22 protein-coding genes are annotated in these 20,310 nt (G+C 46.8%); 14 read left to right on the top strand and 8 right to left on the bottom strand.

Going from position 1 to position 20,310, the window contains the following annotated elements; translation table 11 throughout:
• The first annotated feature begins 274 nt into the window (after positions 1-274).
• From RXX31_RS23005 to RXX31_RS22990, 4 genes are all read left to right on the top strand, one after another.
• Positions 275-1,486 (top strand): aspartate aminotransferase family protein, encoded by a 1,212-nt coding sequence (locus RXX31_RS23005; protein WP_317591974.1) that lies wholly within the window; start codon positions 275-277, stop codon positions 1,484-1,486.
• 308 nt (positions 1,487-1,794) lie between these two features.
• On the top strand, positions 1,795-2,814 hold the full coding sequence (gene astA, locus RXX31_RS23000; RefSeq protein ID WP_317591973.1) for an arginine N-succinyltransferase: 1,020 nt from the start codon (positions 1,795-1,797) through the stop codon (positions 2,812-2,814).
• Positions 2,815-2,842: 28 nt separating this feature from the next.
• Positions 2,843-4,300 (top strand): succinylglutamate-semialdehyde dehydrogenase, encoded by a 1,458-nt coding sequence (astD, locus tag RXX31_RS22995; protein ID WP_317591972.1) that lies wholly within the window; start codon positions 2,843-2,845, stop codon positions 4,298-4,300.
• Between the two features lie 230 nt (positions 4,301-4,530).
• Positions 4,531-5,322 carry a DUF1338 domain-containing protein gene (locus RXX31_RS22990; RefSeq protein ID WP_317591971.1) on the top strand — a complete coding sequence of 264 codons (792 nt, stop codon included), beginning with the start codon at positions 4,531-4,533 and terminating at the stop codon, positions 5,320-5,322.
• A 305-nt stretch (positions 5,323-5,627) separates the two neighbouring features.
• Here RXX31_RS22990 and crp read toward each other — a convergent pair whose 3' ends face one another.
• From crp to RXX31_RS22960, 6 genes are all read right to left on the bottom strand, one after another.
• The gene (gene crp, locus RXX31_RS22985; RefSeq protein WP_004410522.1) at positions 5,628-6,260 is read right to left on the bottom strand and encodes a cAMP-activated global transcriptional regulator CRP; all 633 of its coding nucleotides are present in this window, start codon (positions 6,258-6,260) and stop codon (positions 5,628-5,630) included.
• A 240-nt stretch (positions 6,261-6,500) separates the two neighbouring features.
• Positions 6,501-7,370 (bottom strand): phosphoribulokinase, encoded by an 870-nt coding sequence (locus RXX31_RS22980; protein ID WP_014233188.1) that lies wholly within the window; start codon positions 7,368-7,370, stop codon positions 6,501-6,503.
• Positions 7,371-7,508: 138 nt separating this feature from the next.
• Positions 7,509-7,721 (bottom strand): YheU family protein, encoded by a 213-nt coding sequence (locus RXX31_RS22975; RefSeq protein WP_317591970.1) that lies wholly within the window; start codon positions 7,719-7,721, stop codon positions 7,509-7,511.
• A gap of 84 nt (positions 7,722-7,805) precedes the next feature.
• Positions 7,806-8,813 carry a hydrolase gene (locus tag RXX31_RS22970; RefSeq protein ID WP_317591969.1) on the bottom strand — a complete coding sequence of 336 codons (1,008 nt, stop codon included), beginning with the start codon at positions 8,811-8,813 and terminating at the stop codon, positions 7,806-7,808.
• 168 nt (positions 8,814-8,981) lie between these two features.
• Entirely contained in the window at positions 8,982-9,470 is a 489-nt protein-coding gene (locus tag RXX31_RS22965; protein ID WP_317591968.1) for a TIGR02444 family protein, read from the bottom strand.
• Complete coding sequence (locus RXX31_RS22960) at positions 9,467-11,386, bottom strand: ABC transporter ATP-binding protein (protein ID WP_317591967.1); 1,920 nt, start codon at positions 11,384-11,386, stop codon at positions 9,467-9,469. Before RXX31_RS22960 ends, RXX31_RS22965 begins: the two co-directional genes overlap by 4 nt.
• A gap of 175 nt (positions 11,387-11,561) precedes the next feature.
• Between RXX31_RS22960 and kefG the strand changes: the two genes are divergently transcribed.
• From kefG to RXX31_RS22935, 5 genes are all read left to right on the top strand, one after another.
• Positions 11,562-12,158 (top strand): glutathione-regulated potassium-efflux system ancillary protein KefG, encoded by a 597-nt coding sequence (gene kefG, locus RXX31_RS22955; protein WP_317591966.1) that lies wholly within the window; start codon positions 11,562-11,564, stop codon positions 12,156-12,158.
• Positions 12,142-13,938: a glutathione-regulated potassium-efflux system protein KefB gene (kefB, locus tag RXX31_RS22950; protein WP_317591965.1), complete on the top strand. Its 1,797-nt coding sequence runs from the start codon at positions 12,142-12,144 to the stop codon at positions 13,936-13,938. Before kefG ends, kefB begins: the two co-directional genes overlap by 17 nt.
• A gap of 33 nt (positions 13,939-13,971) precedes the next feature.
• Positions 13,972-14,172 (top strand): YheV family putative zinc ribbon protein, encoded by a 201-nt coding sequence (locus tag RXX31_RS22945; RefSeq protein WP_317591964.1) that lies wholly within the window; start codon positions 13,972-13,974, stop codon positions 14,170-14,172.
• Between the two features lie 92 nt (positions 14,173-14,264).
• Positions 14,265-14,807, top strand: a complete 543-nt coding sequence (gene slyD, locus RXX31_RS22940; RefSeq protein WP_317591963.1) for a peptidylprolyl isomerase — start codon at positions 14,265-14,267, stop codon at positions 14,805-14,807.
• A gap of 122 nt (positions 14,808-14,929) precedes the next feature.
• Complete coding sequence (locus RXX31_RS22935) at positions 14,930-15,871, top strand: isoaspartyl peptidase/L-asparaginase (RefSeq protein WP_317591962.1); 942 nt, start codon at positions 14,930-14,932, stop codon at positions 15,869-15,871.
• A 259-nt stretch (positions 15,872-16,130) separates the two neighbouring features.
• Here RXX31_RS22935 and RXX31_RS22930 read toward each other — a convergent pair whose 3' ends face one another.
• Positions 16,131-16,358: a SlyX family protein gene (locus RXX31_RS22930; RefSeq protein ID WP_264904092.1), complete on the bottom strand. Its 228-nt coding sequence runs from the start codon at positions 16,356-16,358 to the stop codon at positions 16,131-16,133.
• Positions 16,355-17,341: a hypothetical protein gene (locus RXX31_RS22925; protein ID WP_317591993.1), complete on the bottom strand. Its 987-nt coding sequence runs from the start codon at positions 17,339-17,341 to the stop codon at positions 16,355-16,357. The genes RXX31_RS22930 and RXX31_RS22925 overlap by 4 nt, the downstream gene beginning before the upstream one ends.
• Before the next feature lie 128 nt (positions 17,342-17,469).
• Between RXX31_RS22925 and fkpA the strand changes: the two genes are divergently transcribed.
• From fkpA to tusB, 5 genes are all read left to right on the top strand, one after another.
• Complete coding sequence (gene fkpA, locus RXX31_RS22920; protein WP_317591961.1) at positions 17,470-18,252, top strand: FKBP-type peptidyl-prolyl cis-trans isomerase; 783 nt, start codon at positions 17,470-17,472, stop codon at positions 18,250-18,252.
• Positions 18,253-18,398: 146 nt separating this feature from the next.
• The gene (locus tag RXX31_RS22915) at positions 18,399-19,121 is read left to right on the top strand and encodes a transcriptional regulator (RefSeq protein ID WP_014233175.1); all 723 of its coding nucleotides are present in this window, start codon (positions 18,399-18,401) and stop codon (positions 19,119-19,121) included.
• Entirely contained in the window at positions 19,118-19,513 is a 396-nt protein-coding gene (tusD, locus tag RXX31_RS22910; RefSeq protein WP_317591960.1) for a sulfurtransferase complex subunit TusD, read from the top strand. The genes RXX31_RS22915 and tusD overlap by 4 nt, the downstream gene beginning before the upstream one ends.
• The gene (gene tusC, locus RXX31_RS22905) at positions 19,510-19,866 is read left to right on the top strand and encodes a sulfurtransferase complex subunit TusC (RefSeq protein WP_317591959.1); all 357 of its coding nucleotides are present in this window, start codon (positions 19,510-19,512) and stop codon (positions 19,864-19,866) included. The genes tusD and tusC overlap by 4 nt, the downstream gene beginning before the upstream one ends.
• 7 nt (positions 19,867-19,873) lie before the next feature.
• On the top strand, positions 19,874-20,149 hold the full coding sequence (tusB, locus tag RXX31_RS22900; protein ID WP_317591958.1) for a sulfurtransferase complex subunit TusB: 276 nt from the start codon (positions 19,874-19,876) through the stop codon (positions 20,147-20,149).
• Positions 20,150-20,310 lie beyond the last annotated feature (161 nt).

Here is a 20,310-nt window from a genome sequence, read left to right as displayed (position 1 = left end):
CTATTCATTTCTTTTTTTATCTTCTAGCGCTTGTATTACCTACCTTTAATAAAAAAAATCTTCGCTATTTTTGTTTCTTCATGCATAAATAATCATGAGTAGTGATTATTGGAAGTTTTGTGTCAGCATAAAAAGCATAAATCACTATTGAAATGGTTAATTGAATGTAAATACAATGCCGCAATAGCTTAAATGCAAAACATTATTTGCTGGTAAAGGGAACCGATTAAGTTCGCTTATCTGCTAAGCATGCGGTATTAAGAAGGAATGTGCGATGACAACGGAAATTAAAGTAGAGCGCGGTTTATTCGATGAGGTGATGGTACCTTGTTATAACCCAATGGAAATGATCCCAGTGAAAGGTAAAGGTTCACGTATCTGGGACCAGGAAGGTAATGAATACATCGACTTTGCTGGTGGTATTGCGGTGAGCTGTCTGGGTCATTGTCACCCTGCGATGGTGGAAGCGTTGACTGAACAAGGCAACAAGCTTTGGCACCTAAGTAACGTGATGACTAACGAGCCTGCTCTTCGTCTGGCGAAGACGCTGACAGAATTGAGCTTTGCTGAGCGCGTTTTCTTTGCTAACTCTGGTGCAGAAGCGAACGAAGCGGCACTAAAGCTAGCTCGTCGTTATGCTGCCGATGTACATGGTCCAGAAAAATCAGAAATCATCGCATTTAAACAAGGCTTCCACGGCCGTACGTTCTTTACGGTAACTGTGGGTGGTCAAGAAGCGTACTCTGATGGTTTTGGTCCTAAGCCTGGTGACGTAACACACCTACCATATAACGACATTGAAGCGCTGCAAGCACACATTTCAGACCGTACTTGTGCTGTGATGATGGAGCCACTGCAAGGTGAAGGCGGTATCGTGCCACCAACGCCTGAGTTTGCTCAAGCTGTACGTGAGCTGTGTGACAAACACAACGCACTGCTTATCTTCGATGAAGTTCAAACGGGTAACGGCCGTACTGGTCACTTCTATGCATACCAAGGTCTTGGTATTACTCCTGATATCCTAAGTACAGCGAAATCGCTGGGTGGTGGCTTCCCTATCGGTGCGATGTTAACGACAGCGAAACTGGCTGAACATCTAAAAGTGGGTACTCATGGTTCGACATACGGCGGTAACCCGCTGGCATGTGCGGTAGCTGAAGCAGTTGTTAACGAAGTCACTAAGCCAGAAACGTTAGCTGGCGTTCTTGAGCGTGAAGCAATGTTCCGTAAAGGCTTGGAAGCGATCAACGCAAAATACAACATCTTCTCAGAAGTGCGTGGTAAGGGTCTATTACTCGGTGCGGCACTGAATGATGAGTGGAAAGGTCGTGCACGTGATGTATTGGTTGCAGCGGGTAAAGAAGGCCTGATGGTACTGATTGCAGGTGCAAACGTAGTTCGTTTCACACCATCACTGGTTATCACACCAGAAGAAATTGAAGAAGGTCTGGCGAAGCTGGATAAAGCGATCGCTACGTTAGTGTAAGCGATACAACAGAATAATCTTCAACATATTTACCCCCGTTAAGGATCTCTGACGGGGGAATCTTTCCTAAAATATACATAACCTCAACTCGGGATATTTTAAGCCAGTCAGCTAAACGCTTTTAGCGCCTAACAGCGTTAAAATCACCACAATAGACTCGCATCGACTGGTGATTTTGCCTTGTTGTGCATTTAATTTACAGCACTGACTCATAGGTTGGAGTAACGACAAGAAAGTTGCAGTGTTTTCGACTTTCTCATCCCTGGTTAAGGCTAGTTAGGATTTTCTTGCATCTGGAGGGAGTATTGATGCTAGTAGTTCGCCCTATCGCGATGTCGGATTATGATTCGCTACACACTTGTGCAGTTGAATCTGGTCACGGATTTACATCTCTACCGGTTAATGAAGAACTGTTAACCAATCGAATTAAACATTCAGAGTACAGCTTTGGCAAACCGGACGTTAATGAACCGGGTGATGAAGGCTACCTCATGGTCGGCTTTGACTCTGAAACGGGTGAAGTTGCAGGTACGACGGGAATCGAAGCATCTATTGGCTGGGATGTACCTTTCTACTCTTACCACATCAGTAAAGTGGTTCACTCCTCGCCTAAGTTAGGCGTGAACAATGTAGTGAAGTTATTGACGTTTGGTAATAACTACACGGGTAACAGCGAAATCTGTACTCTTTTCTTGCGTGAGAAATTCCGCCAGGGACTGAATGGCCGTCTGATGTCAAAATGTCGTTTCTTGATGATGGCGGAGCATCCAGAGCGTTTCTCTGAAACCGTTTTTGCTGAGATGCGTGGTGTCTCTGATGCAAATGGCAATTCTCCATTCTGGCAATGGTTGCAAGAGCACTTCTTCTCGATTGACTTCACTCTTGCAGATTACCTGACTGGTATTGGTAAGAAAGGATTTATCGCAGACTTAATGCCGAAGCTACCTATCTATATCAACCTACTTAGCCCAGAAGCTCAAGCGGTGATTGGTAAGGTGCACGACAATACCCGTCCGGCACTCAAACTTCTGGAGCGTGAAGGTTTTACCAACCGTGGCTACGTCGATATTTTCGATGCAGGCCCAACGGTAGAGTGTGATTTACGTAATGTTGAATCAGTGCGTCACTCGTTCCGTGCGCGTGTAAAAGTTGCAACACATAACAGCACGCGGAGCTTCCTGATGTGTAACGCATCGTTCGAGAACTTCCGGGCTGCAGCAGCGAAAGCCGCTTATGACGCTGAAACGCAAAGCGTTGTGCTAGCACCAGAACTTGCCGATGCACTTTTAGTCGAGGAAGGGGACTTCGTTCGCCTTCTACCGCAGTAACAGACGACAGAATTTAAGGATAGTAACAATGACACATTGGATTGCAGGTGAATGGGTACAGGGTCAGGGTGAAGAGTTTACATCACTGTCTCCGTACAACCAGGAAGTGATTTGGCATGGCAAAGGTGCGACGGCTGAGCAAGTAAATCAAGCCGTAGCGGCGGCTCGTGCTGCTTTTGTTGACTGGAAAAATCGTCCATTTGCAGAACGTGAAGCTATCGTGCTGGCGTTTGCAGAAAAAGTAAAACAAAACAGCGAAAAGATCGCTGAAGTGATCGCAAAAGAAACGGGCAAACCAATTTGGGAAACCCGAACAGAAGCGGCTGCCATGGCAGGTAAAATCGCCATTTCAATCCGCGCTTACCATGAGCGTACTGGTGAAGCTACGCGTGAAGCGGCGGGTAACCAAATCGTTCTGCGTCACCGTCCTTTGGGCGTGATGGCGGTATTTGGCCCTTACAACTTCCCAGGTCACCTGCCAAATGGCCACATTGTTCCTGCTCTTTTAGCGGGTAATACTGTGGTATTTAAACCATCAGAGCAAACACCTTGGACTGGCGAGCTAGCGATGAAACTGTGGGAAGAAGCAGGTCTGCCAAAAGGTGTGATTAACCTGGTTCAGGGCGCGAAAGAGACCGGTATTGCTCTTGCGGATGCGAAAGGTATAGACGGTGTCCTATTTACCGGTAGTGCAAACACTGGCCACATTCTGCACCGCCAATTTGCAGGTCAACCTGGAAAAATGCTGGCGCTCGAAATGGGTGGCAACAACCCAATGGTTATCTCTGAAAACTACGGTGAGCTAGACGCTACGGTGTACACCATTATTCAGTCTGCTTTCATCAGTGCTGGCCAACGTTGTACCTGTGCACGTCGCCTATACGTACCGTTTGGTGAAAAAGGTGATGCATTGATTACTAAATTGGTTGAAGCGACGAATAAGATTCGCGTAGACCAACCATTTGCAGAACCAGCACCGTTTATGGGACCACAAATTTCTGTTGCGGCGGCGAAGTTCATTCTTGATGCGCAAGCTAACCTACAGTCACTCGGTGGAGAGAGCTTAATCGAAGCGAAAGCGGGTGAAGCGGCGTTTGTTTCTCCGGGCATCATTGATGTGACAAATATCGCTGAGTTGCCGGATGAAGAATACTTCGGCCCATTGCTGCAAGTTGTACGTTACCAAGGCTTGGAAAAAGCAGTGGAACTGGCGAATGATACTCGCTTTGGTCTGTCTGCGGGCTTAGTTTCTACTGATGACCAAGAGTGGGAATACTTCGTTGACCATATCCGCGCAGGTATCGTAAACCGCAACCGTCAATTGACTGGTGCAAGTGGTGACGCGCCGTTTGGTGGTCCAGGTGCTTCTGGTAACCTTCGTCCAAGCGCGTACTACGCGGCTGACTACTGTGCTTACCCAATGGCATCAATGGAAGGTGGCGAAACACTACTGCCTGCGACATTGAGCCCAGGTGTAGAACTTTAAGTTTCAACAACAAACAACAGAGCCACGACGGTACTTCGTGGCTCGGATTGCCGATGCATCATTAAAGTATGGAGTCTTAATGAGATCGGCATGAAAATAATTAAAAATGAGTGTGCGACTGACTGACATTCCGCCACAGGTTAGGCTGCTCGTTCATTATTCTGGACAGTGTTATAGCTGTGAACGAGCCGCCAACATTCTTAGCCTACATCTCGTAACAAGGAGCCGTTATGACCCCTGATGTGTTATTTGAATCGTTATGGCAAGACTATATCCAGCGTCTTTGCCCCTCTGCTGCAAAAGTTCATCAACTTCTTCAGGAAGATGAGCCTCTGATTAATGACCATATTGCACTGCGCACATTCAATGTTGAGCCGCTTGGTATTGAGACGCTGGCTAAGCCGTTCTTAGCCATTGGCTATAAGGCATGCGGTGATTATGTGTTTGAGAGTAAAAAACTCGTTGCGAAGCACTACGAGCATCCTGATCCTAAACAACCAAAAGTGTTCATCAGTGAGCTTAAAGTTGAAGAGTGTTCACCTGAGCTACAAGCGGTTGTGGCGAAGCTGGTCGCGCAAGTGGATGCAGAAAAACTGTCTGATAGCGCATTTTTACATGGCGGCCGCTTATGGGATCTCAGTTTTTCGGATTACCAGACTCTGGCTAAAGAAAGTGAATACGCATCCTGGCTGGCGGCACATGGGTATGGCGCTAACCATTTCACAGTCAGTGTGAATCAACTCAATCAATACGATGAAGTGAAGCAAGTGAACGATTACTTACGTCAGTCTGGATTTGTGATTAACGAGTCAGGCGGTGAAGTTAAAGGTTCTCCAGAAGTGTTGCTTGAGCAGTCTTCAACCATGGCGGATAAAGTAGCAGTAAGCTTTACTGGCGGCTCTGAGATCATTCCGGGTGGATTCTACGAATTCGCCAAACGCTACCCAATGGAAAACGGGGAACTTTACCCGGGTTTTGTAGCCGCATCCGCTGATAAAATCTTTGAGAGCACGAATGGCTAGTCGCTGTAGTTAATACCAATCCAAGTAAGAAAGTGGTTATAGAGAACCAGAAAACAGGCATCGAAAACAAACACGCACCGTATGTTTATAAGAACGCATCTATGGGGCTTCGATTTGCCATCCATGGCAAATAGAGTTTGTTTATCGAACCCTGTTCCCTGACCAGTTAATTTTCCGGATTGGTATAACTCGGTTCCTGATAGCATAGCGCTCACTAGGGAATTGAAAGCTTACCTGAATAGAAAAAGCCACCAATGTTGCCATTGGTGGCTTTATTATTTTATTTACACTACTCGAATCTTAGATTAACGAGTACCGTAAACGACGATAGTTTTACCGTGCGCAGAGATCAGGTTCTGCTCTTCTAGCATCTTCAAGATACGACCAACTGTCTCACGAGAACAGCCAACGATTTGACCGATTTCTTGGCGAGTGATCTTGATTTGCATGCCGTCTGGGTGAGTCATCGCGTCTGGTTGTTTTGCAAGGTTCAGAAGCGTCTGAGCGATACGACCAGTTACGTCTAGGAACGCTAGGTCACCCACTTTTTGGCTGGTTACCTGAAGGCGACTTGCCATCTGCGCAGAAAGACGCATTAGGATGTCTGGGTTTACTTGGATAAGCTGACGGAATTTCTTGAAAGAAATCTCAGCAACTTCACAAGGAGATTTAGCTCGAACCCAAGCTGTACGCTCTTGGTCTTCCTCGAATAGACCAAGTTCACCAATAAAGTCTCCTTGGTTTAGGTAAGAAAGGATCATTTCCTTACCTTCTTCGTCTTTGATAAGAACCGCAACAGAACCTTTAACGATGTAGTACAAGGTTTCAGCTTTTTCACCAGCGTGAATCAGCGTGCTCTTTGAAGGGTACTTATGAATGTGACAGTGTGAAAGAAACCACTCTAATGTCGGGTCGGTTTGAGGTTTACCTAGAACCATAATATCTCACTTCCTCTGCAGGGTACGCTTGCGCTATCCATATTTTAGCTAAGCCTGAATCAGACTTACTAGAATAAGAGCACTTTTTATATGCTGCAAGCTATCTTGTGTTTCGGTAAGAAATAGTATCCTTTTTCTAGGATGATTTCTTGATTTTAATCGTGCCATGGTTGCTATTTTGTACGCAAAACTGTGCACATGATCACGGTATGAAAAGTAAACACTCCGAAAGCGAGATTTTTAGCCAATTTTTCCTGTTTCTATCAGTTGTTGTAGGATAGGCCTCACGATCAGCTCCATTGCAAAACTCATCTTACCGCCCGGCACGACTATCGTGTTGTGACGTGACATAAACGAGCCGTCAATCATGGCCAACAGGTAAGGGAAGTCGACATTCTTGATCCCACGTAGGCGAATTACCACAAAGCTTTCATCCAGACTCGGGATGCCTTTGGCGTTAAGTGGGTTTGATGTGTCTACGGTTGGTACACGCTGAAAGTTAATGTGGGTACGTGAAAACTGCGGAGTAATGTAATTCAGGTAGTCGTCCATTGAGCGCACGATAGAGTCCATAACGGCCTCTCTTGAGTGGCCGCGGTCGCGCGTATCTCGGACGAATTTTTGGATCCACTCCAAGTTCACAATCGGTACCATGCCAATCAGAAAATCAACATGTTGCGACACATTCACTTCACCATCGACCACGCCACCGTGCAGCCCTTCATAGAAGAGTACATCGCTGTTGTCTGGTAGGTCTTGCCACGGTGTGAAAGTGCCTGGCATCTGGTTATACGGTACTGCTTCATCAAAGGTGTGCAGATAGCGACGTATGCTGCCAGTCCCTTCTTCGCCATATTGGCGGAAAAACTTTTCCAAACCAGGAAAGTCATTGGCCTGTGGACCAAAGTAGCTGATGTGTCTGCCTTGCTCGCGCGCTTTACGAATTTCGATATCCATTTCCGGGCGGGTAAAGCGATGGAAGCTGTCACCTTCAACCCAAGCTGGTTTGACGTTCATCATATTGAACATCTTGCGGAAGGCTTCAGATGTAGTGGTCGTGCCGGCACCGGAAGAGCCGGTTACTGCAATGATTGGGTGTTTAGCTGACATGACAAACCTTGTCGAAAATTACTTTCCTTTAAGATGCAGTAGGTATCTACTGCATGCGAGATAACCCACTATAGCACGTAACAACGGCTTGTCATCGAGTGGGATACGGTAAAATGTGAGGGGGTTAGGTAAAAGGTATTAATACTTTGCTTTTAATTGAATATCCACGGTTTCATGCAGTTCGGAGAACACGATAACCGCTTCGCCTTTCTCTAGCTGCAACTTAACCTGATCGATTTTATCTTGCAGGGAGACTTCAACGCTGCCGTAATCTGTCCCTTCACGCAGAACAAATTCACGAATCAGGTTTTCCAGTGTCTCTGGTGCAATGTCTTGCCAAGGAATGACCATAAATACCTCAGAATTTGATGATAGATGGATTGGTTGCGTTGACCTTGTGGTAATCACTCGTCCTAAAGGTCAACAACGGCAAGTTTACTGTGTCTTGAGTTTCGATACAGCAGAAAGGTGATCCGCAGCGATGCTTTCGTAATAGGAAGGCAATGCCTCTTCCAGCCAAAACTTCGGTTTTAAGGCCGAGCCAGAGATAAAACCGACATGCCCACCATGCTCATACAGGCGATAATCGATGTTAGCCGGCAGGACAAATTTAGGGATAACCTCATCGGTCATAAATGGGTCATCCTTAGCGTGAATGATCAGCGTCGGCAGTTTGATTTGTTGTAACTTACTCAATCCTGAGCATTGGGTGTAATAGTCCTGAGCATCTTTAAATCCATGCAGTGGTGCTGTGATCAAATCGTCGAACTCTTGTAAGCGAGTGACACGCTTGATTGAACTGTAAGAGAGCGCCAGCTCACCATGGAGCAAATCATGCTTTTGTAAGGCGTTACGTTTGAGTGATGACAGCAAATAGCGGCGGTAGACCTTGGAAAAGCCCTGCTCAATACGGTTAGCGCAAGCGGCTAAGTCGAGAGGAGCAGACACAATCGTTGCCGCTTTCAGTATCGGGTTATCCTGATATTGAGCTAAGTAGTTTGCCAGCATGTTCCCCCCCAAGGAAATACCAATGGCTACCTTGGGGTTGTCCGGGAACTGTCTCTCAAGATGTTCAAGGAAATAGCGAGCGTCAGTTACCTCTCCTGAATGATAAGCGCGGGCTTGTTTGTTGGGTTTTCCGCTACAGCCACGAAAATGCATCATCACCGAAAGCCAGCCAGACTGCGAAAATGCATTCATCAGGCCGTTGGCATAAGGGCTGTAGAAACAGCCTTCCAAGCCGTGAAACAGGATAAAAATAGGCTTATGTTGAGCGGGTTCTTTATTTGGATCTTCACTCCAGGCGAGATCAAGAAAATCATCATCCATGGTATCCAGCGTTTGCCAGACAGGGGTAAACAGCGCTTTTTTACGAATAAAACGCGGTAGAAGGGTCTGAAGGTGCGGGTTTCTCATCCCAGCGGCTGCTAAAAATTGTGTCATACCTAACTGCTCTTATGCGTCCTCCAACATCCTTGGGAGAACTTATTAATATCATCCTTTATAAATATTATAGGTACTTTATACCTAAATGACTTCAAGATGCAGGATTCAGCGTGTTGTCACCGGAGCCAGTTCAAGGAACCAGCAATCCACATTGTTTATTGCAATTTATGGATGCTTTGGCGGGTGAATATTTGGCACTGGGAGAGCAAAAGCCTGTTGTAGATGTTCACCGCCTAACTGGCGGCAATATCTGAGCGTGAGAGGATCGCCGTCGTTTTTTATCAGGCTAAGCGAGTTGATGCAGTCGACTAAATCGGATTGTTGTTGCTTCTCTAGTTGCAGCTCAAACTGCAGAGTTTCACGATATAACGCGTCGTTTACCTGGGATTTGAGGTGGCGTCGCAAGTCACGAAAGGAGTGCAGCAAGGTTTCGCTTCGACCAAGACAACTTTGAACCAAATGCCAGTCTTTCTCCTGGAAAATGAGCTGCTGCTCGTCAAGCCATCGAAGCAGTAGTAGCAGATTCACGTTGCCGTGATAGTTGTTTTGTAATGACAAGCACGCTTCTTTTACTTCCCGCACACCATAAAACTGCAAACTGAATTGCCATAGGTGTTCTAAGGTCAGGGTGTATTCTGCGTGCTTATTGGTCATTGATTAAACTCTAGCTCCATCTGCTCTAATTCTTCTTGAGCAGACATCCATTCCATCTCTACTTCTTCGAGCTCGGACTTGCTCGATGATTGAAGCGCTAACACTTCGTTTAGTTTAGCTTTATTTTCGGCTTCATACAGCGTGTTATCCGCCAATTGCTCTTCTGCTTTTGCTAGTGCTGCCCCCAACTTATCCATTTTATTTTCTAATTGTGTCAGGGTTTTGCGAATTGGCGCGGTTTGCTTTCGAAATTCTGCTTCGCGGCGTTTCTGGTCTTTTTTCGCTGCGGCACTGTTGACGGTGTCTTTCGCCGGTTGTGATGCCTGCGCCTCTTTGCGCTCAACTTTTTGTTGCTCTGTTAACCATTTATAGTAGTCATTTAAGTCGCCATCAAATGGAGCGACCTGACGGTCGTGAACAAGATATAAGTCATCCGTGGTGGCACGTAGCAGGTAACGGTCGTGCGAGACAATTACCATGGCGCCTTCAAACGTTTGCAGAGCCATCGTTAAGGCCTGACGCATGTCTAAGTCCAGGTGGTTGGTTGGCTCATCGAGTAGTAATAGGTTGGGTTTCTGCCACACAATCAACGCCAAAACCAAACGTGCTTTTTCGCCACCAGAGAATGGTGCCACTTTCTCCAACGCTTTATCACCCTGGAAGCCAAAACTACCTAAGTAATCACGCAATTGTTGCTCGGTTTGATTCGGTGCGATTTGCATCAAGTGCTGCAGCGGCGTTTCTTCCGGGTGCAGCGTTTCAAGCTGGTGCTGAGCGAAGTAGCCTATCTTAACGCCTTGTGAGTAGGTCAGATCGCCACCTTGGGCTTTGAGCTCGCCAGAAAGCAGTTTGATCAGCGTTGATTTACCTGCACCATTGCGACCAAGCAGACCGATACGGCTACCCGGAACGAGGTTAAAGCGGATTTTCTCCAGAATTAAGTTGTCATCGTAGCCAGCTGAGACGTCATCCATCATCATGATTGGATTTGGCAAGGCTGCCGGTTGACGGAATTCAAAACTGAATGGGTTATCAAACTGTGCCGGTAAAACTTTCTCCATGCGTTCCAGTGCTTTAATACGGCTTTGTGCCTGACGTGCTTTAGAGGCTTTGTAGCGGAAGCGGTCGATGTAGCTTTGCATGTGCGACATCTGCTTTTGCTGCTTCTCGAACATCGCTTGCTGCAGGATCATTTGTTGCGCACGCTGGTTTTCGAATGAGGTATAGTTCCCCGTGTATTCATTCAGCTGCTGGTTTTCGATGTGAATGATGCGGCCAACGATAGGATCGAGAAAATCACGGTCGTGCGAGATCAGGATCAGTGTGCCCGGGTAACTCTGCAGCCAGCGCTCCAGCCACATTACCGCGTCCAAGTCTAAGTGGTTGGTTGGCTCATCGAGCAATAGTAAGTCAGAGCGGCAAAGTAGCGCTTGAGCCAGGTTAAGGCGCATACGCCAGCCCCCGGAAAACTGAGTCAGGCTCCAGCTCATCTGGTCCTGACTGAAACCTAAACCGTCAAGTAATTCTGCTGCACGGGCGCGAATACTGTATCCACCAATGGTTTCAATTTTGCCGTGGATTTCCGCGACCAAAGTGCCGTTGTCTTGCTCTTCAGCGGTGGCAAGTTGCTTTTCAAGGTTACGGAACTCACGATCGCCATCAATGACATACTCTAATGCACTGCGCTCAAGGGCAGGCGTTTCCTGTGCCACCCAGGCCAGTTCCCAGTGCTGGGGTTGGCTGAACGAACCCGCATCAATGGACAGTTCATCTTTTAGCAGGGCGAACAGGGTGGATTTACCACAACCATTTTTGCCAACTAAGCCGACTTTATCTCCGGGATGGATAGTCGCAGAAGCTTGATCTAAAAGAGGTTTACCGCCACGCAGTAACTGGATATCAGAAAAGGTAATCATAGAGTCGTCATTCACTTTGCGCCGTGCGCGTTGCTTTGTCACTAAGGGAGTTATCTAGCGGTGAATAGTAGGGCTATTGAGGCTAAAAGTCGATCTCTGCGCGCGAATTGCATTATGCTGCACAAAAAAGTATAACAATTTGATAACGGATAAAAATTACGACAAGGACGACCCTTTGGCTGTTGCACCGTCTATTCTCCCAAGAGTTTTGGTTATATATGCTCACCCAGAGCCAGATAAATCCATTGCCAATCAAGTGATGATTAAAAGAATCGGATCACTTGACCATGTAACGGTGCACGATCTTTATGGTGCTTATCCGGACTTTTTTATCGATATTAACCACGAGCATGAGCTCTTAAACGATCATGATGTGATCGTATTTCACCATCCGCTTTATATGTATTCGTGTCCCGCGCTGTTAAAAGAATGGATGGATCGAGTGTTAGGTAAAGGTTTTGCCTTCGGTGAAGGTTGTGCCTTAAAAGGAAAATATTGGCGTAGTGTTATCACCACTGGTGGTAAAGAGGAAGCGTTCAGCACTAAGGGGTACAACAAATATCCATTAGAGCAGATTCTGCAACCATTTGAGCTGACGGCGGCGCTATGTCAAATGCATTGGTTAGAGCCATTGGTTCTGTATTGGTCGCGAAATGTCTCTGATATCGAGCGTTATGAGCACGCAGAGCAGTACCGTCGATGGTTGGGGGATCCGCTAAAAGACTGGAACGCAGCAAACGAACAGGGAGTTCAGCATGGCAGTAACCAGTGAGTTTCTTCAAAGCAGTGTGGTTTTCCTTTCTGCTGCCGTTGTCGCTGTGCCACTCGCCCAGCGATTTGGGTTAGGCTCGGTATTAGGCTACCTATTAGCTGGCGTTTTGATTGGTCCATGGGGGTTGGGGCTGATAAGTGACGTGGATGCCATTTTACACTTTGCAGAGCTTGGGGTTGTACTCTTACTTTTCTTGATTGGCCTCGAGTTGAATCCCAAAAAACTATGGCAGATGCGAGGGCCGATTTTAGGTCTGGGTGGCGCTCAGGTTGTGGTGAGCACGTTCGTGATTGGCAGTATAGTCAGTTTGTTCGGCCTTAGTATGCAAGTGAGTCTGGTCATTGGTATGGGGCTGGCGTTGTCCTCGACAGCGATCGCTTTGAGAGTGATTGAAGAACAGGGCCTGAACGGCACCGAAACGGGCCAATCTGGTTTTGCGGTGCTGCTATTTCAGGATATTGCGGTGATCCCGATGTTGGCAGTATTACCCCTGCTGGCCGGGGGACAAACCGGAGGTGACTGGCTGGATGTATTGACGGTTCTCGCCAGTGTCGTTGGGTTACTGATAGGCGGTCACTTCTTGCTTCGACCGCTGTTTCGTTTTGTTATCATGAGCGGGGTGCGTGAGCTATTTACTGTCGCGTCTCTGTTGGTGGTGCTGGGTATTTCTGTGGTGATGCAAAAGCTTGGATTATCCATGGCGTTGGGAACCTTCTTAGCTGGCGTACTATTAGCGGAAAGTGAATACCGTCATGAACTAGAAATCGCTATCGAGCCGTTTAAAGGATTGCTGTTAGGGCTGTTTTTTATCGCTGTAGGCATGTCGGTTAACCTTGGTTTGCTGGCTCTGCAACCACTGGAAATTCTTGCTGCTGTAGTGGCCTTGGTTACGGCCAAAGGGTTGGTACTGTATGCATTAGCGCGAGCTGCCCGTGTTCGGCCAAAAGCGCGCAGTCGTATGGCAGCAATCCTAAGCCAAGGTGGTGAGTTTGCATTCGTCATTTTCACGGCAGCGAGCCAAGAAGGCATCTTGACCCAAGAGCAGGTTGCTTTTTTGTTGGTCGTGGTCAGTTTATCAATGGTGACAACGCCGCTGTTGTTGATGGGGCAAAAGAAGTGGTTTGCGCATACGCTTAATCAGGAAGAGGAGAGCGTCACTAGCAACGTGGTCGATCGCCGCCCACGGGTTATCATTGCTGGGTTTGGCCGTTTTGGTCAGGTGGTTGGACGCTTAATGTACGCAAACAAAATCAAAGTGACCGTCTTAGAAAGTGATGCGAGCCAAATTCACCTGCTACGTAAATATGGCTACAAAGTGTTTTATGGCGATGCAACCCAGATCGATTTGTTGCGTGCCGCAGGCGCGGATAAAGCAGAAGCCTTGGTGATTTGTACTGACTCTCCGGACGAAGTGATGGCAATCGTTGATATTTGCCGTGTACATTTTCCGAAACTCAAATTGCTTGCTCGTGCCCGAAGCCGGGTTGAAGCCTATCAACTAATGAGTCATGGCGTGGAGAATTATTCGCGCGAAACGTTCTTGGGGGCGCTGGACCTTGGTCGCCAGGCACTCGTAGAACTTGGCATGCATCCATATCAAGCAAAGCGGGCAGAAGCACATTTTCGTAAGTTAGATAATGCTATGCTTAAAGACTTACTGCCTCAGCACAGTGAAGATAAAAAACTCGCTCAAAGAGCGAAAGAGGCTCGCAAAGAGCTGGAAGAAATTTTTGGTCGTGAAATGGAAAGCGATCATCAGTCGCCGAATCATTGGAAGTAGTACTTGAACTTAGGTTCAAGATAAGGAAATAACGTGAAAATTAAAAAACGTTTTATTGCTGGTGCAAGTTGTCCACAGTGCAACCAGCAAGATACCCTACGCTGGTGGATAGAGAATAATATTGAGTTGGTGGAGTGCGTTGAATGTGACTATACAGAGCAGCGCAAACCGCAATCTGTAGAGAAAAATAAACACTCAGAGCAAGAAATGATCGGGATTTTTAAGCCGGAATAATTGAACTTCAATAATTGATCCCCATAATACACTCTATCAACTCAGTACTTAACCCCGTTCAGGTTAAGTCAATTAATCTCTCTGGAGTTAGTATGAAAATCGAAAAGAACGTTGTTGCAAGCCTTGCATACAAAGTAATGTTGGAAGACGGTGTTGTTGTTGATCAATCAACGACTGAAGCACCTCTTGATTACCTTCACGGTCACAACAACCTAATCACAGGCCTTGAAAAAGAACTTGAAGGCAAAGTGGCAGGCGACAAGTTCTCTGCAACTGTAACTCCTGAAGAAGCGTACGGCGAGCACAACGACGCGCTTGTTCAGCGCGTTCCTGCAGAAGTGTTCCAGGGTGTTGACCAAATCGAAGTAGGTATGCGTTTCCTAGCGGATACAGACCAAGGTCCAATCCCTGTAGAAGTAACAGAAGTTGACGGCGAAGAAGTGGTTGTTGATGGTAACCACATGCTTGCTGGTCAAACACTGACGTTTGAAGTTGAAGTCGTAGCAACTCGTGAAGCAACAGCTGATGAGATCGAACACGGTCACATCCACCAAGGTGGTGAGAGCTGTGGCCATGACCACGGTCACGACCACGAAGGTGGCTGTTGTGGTGGCGGTAACTGCGACTCTCACTAATTCGCAGCTAGATAACCTTATCTAAAAGCCGAAAATTAAAAAGCGCAAGTTGATCGCCAACTTGCGCTTTTTGTCTATCTGGGGTTTAGTACAGGGCCGTTAATTCAGTCATTGGTAACGTTATGAACAAACCATTTTCCATCGCCATTCATGGTGGTGCGGGCACGATATTGCGTGAACAAATGAATGATTCACTGCAACACGCTATTTTGACGGATCTGGAAACGGCGGCAAAAGCGGGTTATCAGATTCTAGCCACTGGAGGCGACTCACTTGATGCGGTCGTGGCAGCAGTAAAAGTGCTGGAAGACTCACCTCACTTCAATGCAGGTAAAGGATCTGTGCTGACGCACAATGAAATGGTTGAGATGGATGCTTCGATCATGGATGGCAGCAATCAGGCAGCTGGCGCGGTAGCGGGTGTCAGACATATTAAAAACCCTATTGAGCTGGCGCGTGATGTGATGCAAAAAAGTGATCATGTCTTGCTGGTTGGCGAAGGAGCAGAAACCTTTGCCTTTGAACATGAACACCAATATACCGAGCAAGATTACTTCTTTACCGACCGGCGCTACGAACAATTGCTCTCAATGCGAGAGAAAGGAGAATTCGCGCTGTCTGAGTCTCGTTATCCGGATGATCGTAAACACGGAACGGTAGGTGCGGTGGCTTTGGATCAGTATGGCAACTTAGCCGCAGCGACCAGTACTGGCGGAGTGACAAATAAAAAATACGGACGGATTGGTGATTCCGCTTTGATAGGTTGTGGAACCGTGGCCGAAAACGGTGTGGTTGCGGTTTCTGCTACCGGTATGGGCGAGCTTTTTATTCGTAAACGTGTTGCAGAGGATGTTGCGGCGAGAATCCGATACCTCAAAGAAGACGTGCATACCGCTTGTGAGGCAGTGATTCAGGGCGATCTGAAAACCATGGGCGGAGAAGGTGGTTTGATTGCTATCGATGCTCAGGGGGAACTTCACTTTGCGATGAACAGTTCCGGCATGTACCGAGCGGGCATCAACACTCAAGGCGAGTTGAGTGTAAAAATTTATGCGGATGAGTAGGTATTTACTAGAAAGAATGCATCCAAGACAAGGGATTAATGTCCGCTATTTGGTCATTCCAGCGAGCCTTAGCGAGACTAGGAATCTAATATCAGCGCGCTGAAAAGAGATAGAAATATCTGGCGACAAAGAACTCGGATAAAAGATCCTGAATCACACTCCTTCGTCGTTGTTCAGGAAGACGGTAGGCTGATAATACCACTCGTTCTTAAACGAGTGGTATTAAGCAAGCGCTGGGCTTGTGTAATATGGCTAAACATCAATAGTGTGGTGGTGGTGGCTCATTGGCTGGATCTTCCATATTCGATGAATCCATATTTTTCACTTTGCCCACTACGTATTTCATCTGATCTTGCATCTTAGTAATCAGCAATTGCTGCTGAGATAATGCGGCGTTCAGATCTTCAATCGTCTGTTCTTGGAACGCTGCCTGACACTCAAGGTCATTAACGCGCGCTTCCAGTTGCTGAATAAGTTTTTCTGTCATGAACCGTTCTCTAGCTGCCAAGCTTGGGCGATACCTGCTGAAGTGGCAGTAATTACACGTTGTTTGGAATCAAAGGCTGCATCATACACGACCGCACGAGGAGGGCGAGTATCTTTTTTAGGCTCCACTTCAAATCCATCGATACGTTTTCCGGTTCGAGTATCCCACACGGACACGCGACCGGATGGGCTGCCAGTAACCAGTTGAGAGCCATCATCAGAAAATCTTGCGGTGGAGAATATCAACTGGCGTGACCAACTACTCAGCCGGGATACTTCTGTACCCGTTTCTAAGTTCCAGATAACCGCCTGGTTACCGCCATCAGAGCTCATCGCCAGTTTCCCATCACGCTGCATGGCAACCCGAACCACTCGTTGTTCGTGTTCAAAAGTTCGCAGAACCTGACCTGATTCGGTATCCCAGAGAAAGGCTCTGTAGTCATTGCCACCTGTCAGCGCAAAACGGCCATTGGGAGATATGGCTACGCTGTTGACTTTTTCTTGATGGGCAAGGAACTCCAGACGACGCCCGGTGACTAAGTTGACATAAATTGCTTTACCGTTTGAAAGGCCAAGCAGCACTTGTTCGCCGTTACTGGTGATATCAACGTCACGAATTAAAGCATCAGAAATCGACCAAAGGCCTTTGGCTTGTGTCCAGCCGAGATCCCAGACAGCAAAGTTCATCTGGCCTGCGGTTACTGCATAGCGACCGTTGTCCGATATGCGAATATGGGACACCACATTGGCCTCAGTATCGAGCTCACCCAGCTTTGCTAATGGTTCATTTTGCTCAAGGTCCCATAATACTAAGTGATCGACTTGGGAGTAGAGTAGGGCAAATCGGCCATCTCTGCTAAGTGCAAAACTGGTTGAGCCTTGTGGTTCCAAGGGCCAACGTTGCACTTCTGGCGCGGTAAAAAAGCAACCATTTAACGTGGTGATGACAATTAAATATAGGAATAAATGAGAAATTCTTTGCATCACATCTAATAATCCGGTTTGTGTCTTAAGACATATAGCTAGTATATTGGTATAACGATTGTCTTCACTAGTCTCATAGAAGAATTGTGCACAACAACCAATGGCGAAGCCATTATTGGGAGAATTTAATGAAATCAGTTTTAAAAGTGTCGCTACTTGCTGCAACAGTAATGCTAGCGGTAGGTTGTCAGAAAGAAGAAACAAAAGCAGAAGAAGCTGCACCTCAAGCTGAGCAAGTTCAAGCAGAAACCGGCAAAGCCGTTCACTTTGAAACCGACGATGATAAAGCGGCATACGCAATTGGCGTTTCATTTGCTAACTACCTAAGCACTAGCATTGAAAAACCAAGCGAAATTGGCATCGATCTAAACAAAGACCTTGTTCTTAAAGGCATTGAAGATGTCTTTAACGATAGCGCAGAGCTAAATGAAGAAGAAACTCGCGCAGCACTTGAATCACTAGACAAGCGTGTTGCTGATAAGATGGAAGCACAAGCGGCAGAAAAAGCAGCAGCAGCGAAGAAAGCGGGCGATGACTTCCGCGCAGAGTTTGAGAAACAAGAAGGTGTTGTGAAAACCGAATCTGGTCTTCTTTACCAAGTGATCACTCCTGCAGAAGGCGAGAAGCCAAAAGAGACTGACACCGTACAGGTGCACTACAAAGGTACACTAACGGATGGTACTCAGTTCGATAGCTCTTACGATCGTGGCGAGCCAGCAACGTTCCCGCTAAATCGTGTTATCCCGGGTTGGACCGAAGGTGTTCAGCTAATGCCAGTGGGTTCTAAATTCAAGTTCGTTATCCCGCCAGAGCTAGCTTACGGTGACCAAGACACGCCAAGTATCCCTGCTAACTCAACGCTGGTCTTCGAGGTTGAGCTACTTAAAGTAGAGAATGATAAAGCAGAGTAGTCAGAATAACTTGAGCTAAGTTATTGAAAAAGGTCCGTTTAACGGGCCTTTTTTGTTCTAGGTCACTTGTTGGCGAGTTTGCTAGGTTGCTTTTCAAATTTTCTGATAAACTTACACCAATTTGTTGATTTTTCGCTCGAAGGCTTATGACAACTACAGAAACAATAAATGCGGAAATGCTGCTCGAAATGGAATCCGTTAACGTGATGCCATTCACTGAGCACGATAAAATCATCCTGAGATCTTATGAAGCGGTCGTGGATGGTATTGCCAGTCTGATTGGTCCGTTCTGTGAGATTGTTCTTCACTCTCTAGAAGACTTGAATACTTCTGCGATTAAAATAGCCAATGGTGAAAATACCGGTCGTCAGGTCGGTTCACCGATCACAGATTTAGCACTGAAAATGCTTAAAGACATCGAAGGCTCTGAGCGCAACTTCTCTCGTTCGTACTTTACCCGTGCGAAAGGCGGTGTGTTGATGAAGTCGATCACGGTGGCTATCCGTAATGGGGAAAACCGTGTAATTGGCTTGCTATGTATTAACGTCAATCTGGACGCTCCTTTCTCTCAGGTATTGCAATCTTTTATGCCTACGCAAGAGGCAAAAGAAGCCGCGTCATCGGTGAACTTCGCCAGTGATGTTGAAGAGCTGGTGGACCAGACAGTTGAGCGTACGATAGAAGAGATCAATGCGGATAAATCCGTATCGAACAATACCAAGAACCGTCAGATCGTAATGGAACTGTACGACAAAGGTATTTTTGATATCAAAGACGCCATTAACCGCGTGGCTGATCGCCTGAATATCTCTAAACACACGGTCTATTTATACATTCGTCAGCGTAAAACTGAGGACGAATCAGAGTGAGTGGATTAACTTACACTTTGCTTGTAAATGGCCCGGTTTACGGTAGCCAGTCTGCCCGCAGCGCCTATCAGTTTGCTGAGGCTGTGATTGAGCAGGGGAATACCTTAGTGAGTGTGTTCTTTTACCAAGACGGCGTCAGTAATGGTACTGCGCTTAGCGTACCGGCTAACGATGAATTCGACTTGAGTCAAGCGTGGCAAACTTTGGCGAAAGAAAATGGTGTGCGCCTTGAAACTTGCGTGGCTGCGGCCTTGCGCCGTGGTGTTGTCAGTGACGAGGAAGCCAACCAGCATGGTTTAACTCAAAATAATTTGGCGGACGGTTTTGTTCAGGCAGGGTTAGGTAGCCTAGCCGAAGCGATGCTAACCCAAGATAGAGTGGTGCAGTTTTGAGTCAGTTAACTTATGTATTTCGTAGCGCACCTCATGGCCAGTCTTCTGGACGCGAGGGAGTCGATGCCCTGCTTGCTGCTTCCGCCTATTGCGAAGACATCAGCGTGATATTTATCGGAGATGGCGTTTACCAGCTGTTGCTAGGACAAGATCCAAGTGCCATTTTAAGCAAAGATTATGCACCCATGCTTAAGTTGTTCGATCTTTATGATATCGAGCAAGTGTTCGTTTGCTCTGACTCACTTGCGCAGCGAGGTTTAGCACAAGCTGACTTAGTTATCGATGCACAGGCGTTAACGCTTGAGCAAGTCAAAGAGAAACTGCAACAAGCAGGTAAACTGCTGTCATTCTGAGAACGCCATGTTACATATCATCAAAACCGTCTCTGCCTTAGAAAGTGCTGTGGCAATGTTTAGTGAGCAAGATGACATTCTGCTCATGGAAGACGCAGTGTACGCTGCAAACCCGCAGCACCCAGCATTCCATCATGTCAAAAATGCCACTGTCTTTGCGCTTGAGAGCGATATTCAAGCCCGTGGTATGGGGAATCGCATTAGTCCTTCCGTGACCATAGTGAGCTATACTGGCTTTGTTAATCTGACAGTAAAACAAGAGAAATCCCTCACTTGGGATTAAACGTGAATTACTGTCGATAAAGCTTTACGGACGAATTACCCCAATTGAACAAAAAAGATCCGTATATTTCTTGACACACCTCTCACTGCTGCATAGAATTTTGCGTCCCTAAATGCCAATGGTAATTAGGGCTAGATTTTTCACAAAGCTTACTTTCAAGT

It is taken from the genome of Vibrio sp. EA2 (assembly GCF_033042495.1).
Classification (GTDB): Bacteria; Pseudomonadota; Gammaproteobacteria; order Enterobacterales; family Vibrionaceae; genus Vibrio.
The sequence above is the reverse complement of the archived record's forward strand: the minus strand, read 5'-3'. Positions and strand labels throughout refer to the sequence as shown.

Coding starts and splice junctions, on each gene's coding strand:
- RXX31_RS23005 (WP_317591974.1), top strand. CDS start 275: ATGACAACGGAAATTAAAGTAGAGCGCGGTTTATTCGATGAGGTGATG.
- astA (WP_317591973.1), top strand. CDS start 1,795: ATGCTAGTAGTTCGCCCTATCGCGATGTCGGATTATGATTCGCTACAC.
- astD (WP_317591972.1), top strand. CDS start 2,843: ATGACACATTGGATTGCAGGTGAATGGGTACAGGGTCAGGGTGAAGAG.
- RXX31_RS22990 (WP_317591971.1), top strand. CDS start 4,531: ATGACCCCTGATGTGTTATTTGAATCGTTATGGCAAGACTATATCCAG.
- crp (WP_004410522.1), bottom strand. CDS start 6,260: ATGGTTCTAGGTAAACCTCAAACCGACCCGACATTAGAGTGGTTTCTT.
- RXX31_RS22980 (WP_014233188.1), bottom strand. CDS start 7,370: ATGTCAGCTAAACACCCAATCATTGCAGTAACCGGCTCTTCCGGTGCC.
- RXX31_RS22975 (WP_317591970.1), bottom strand. CDS start 7,721: ATGGTCATTCCTTGGCAAGACATTGCACCAGAGACACTGGAAAACCTG.
- RXX31_RS22970 (WP_317591969.1), bottom strand. CDS start 8,813: ATGACACAATTTTTAGCAGCCGCTGGGATGAGAAACCCGCACCTTCAG.
- RXX31_RS22965 (WP_317591968.1), bottom strand. CDS start 9,470: ATGACCAATAAGCACGCAGAATACACCCTGACCTTAGAACACCTATGG.
- RXX31_RS22960 (WP_317591967.1), bottom strand. CDS start 11,386: ATGATTACCTTTTCTGATATCCAGTTACTGCGTGGCGGTAAACCTCTT.
- kefB (WP_317591965.1), top strand. CDS start 12,142: ATGGCAGTAACCAGTGAGTTTCTTCAAAGCAGTGTGGTTTTCCTTTCT.
- slyD (WP_317591963.1), top strand. CDS start 14,265: ATGAAAATCGAAAAGAACGTTGTTGCAAGCCTTGCATACAAAGTAATG.
- RXX31_RS22935 (WP_317591962.1), top strand. CDS start 14,930: ATGAACAAACCATTTTCCATCGCCATTCATGGTGGTGCGGGCACGATA.
- RXX31_RS22930 (WP_264904092.1), bottom strand. CDS start 16,358: ATGACAGAAAAACTTATTCAGCAACTGGAAGCGCGCGTTAATGACCTT.
- RXX31_RS22925 (WP_317591993.1), bottom strand. CDS start 17,341: ATGCAAAGAATTTCTCATTTATTCCTATATTTAATTGTCATCACCACG.
- fkpA (WP_317591961.1), top strand. CDS start 17,470: ATGAAATCAGTTTTAAAAGTGTCGCTACTTGCTGCAACAGTAATGCTA.
- RXX31_RS22915 (WP_014233175.1), top strand. CDS start 18,399: ATGACAACTACAGAAACAATAAATGCGGAAATGCTGCTCGAAATGGAA.
- tusB (WP_317591958.1), top strand. CDS start 19,874: ATGTTACATATCATCAAAACCGTCTCTGCCTTAGAAAGTGCTGTGGCA.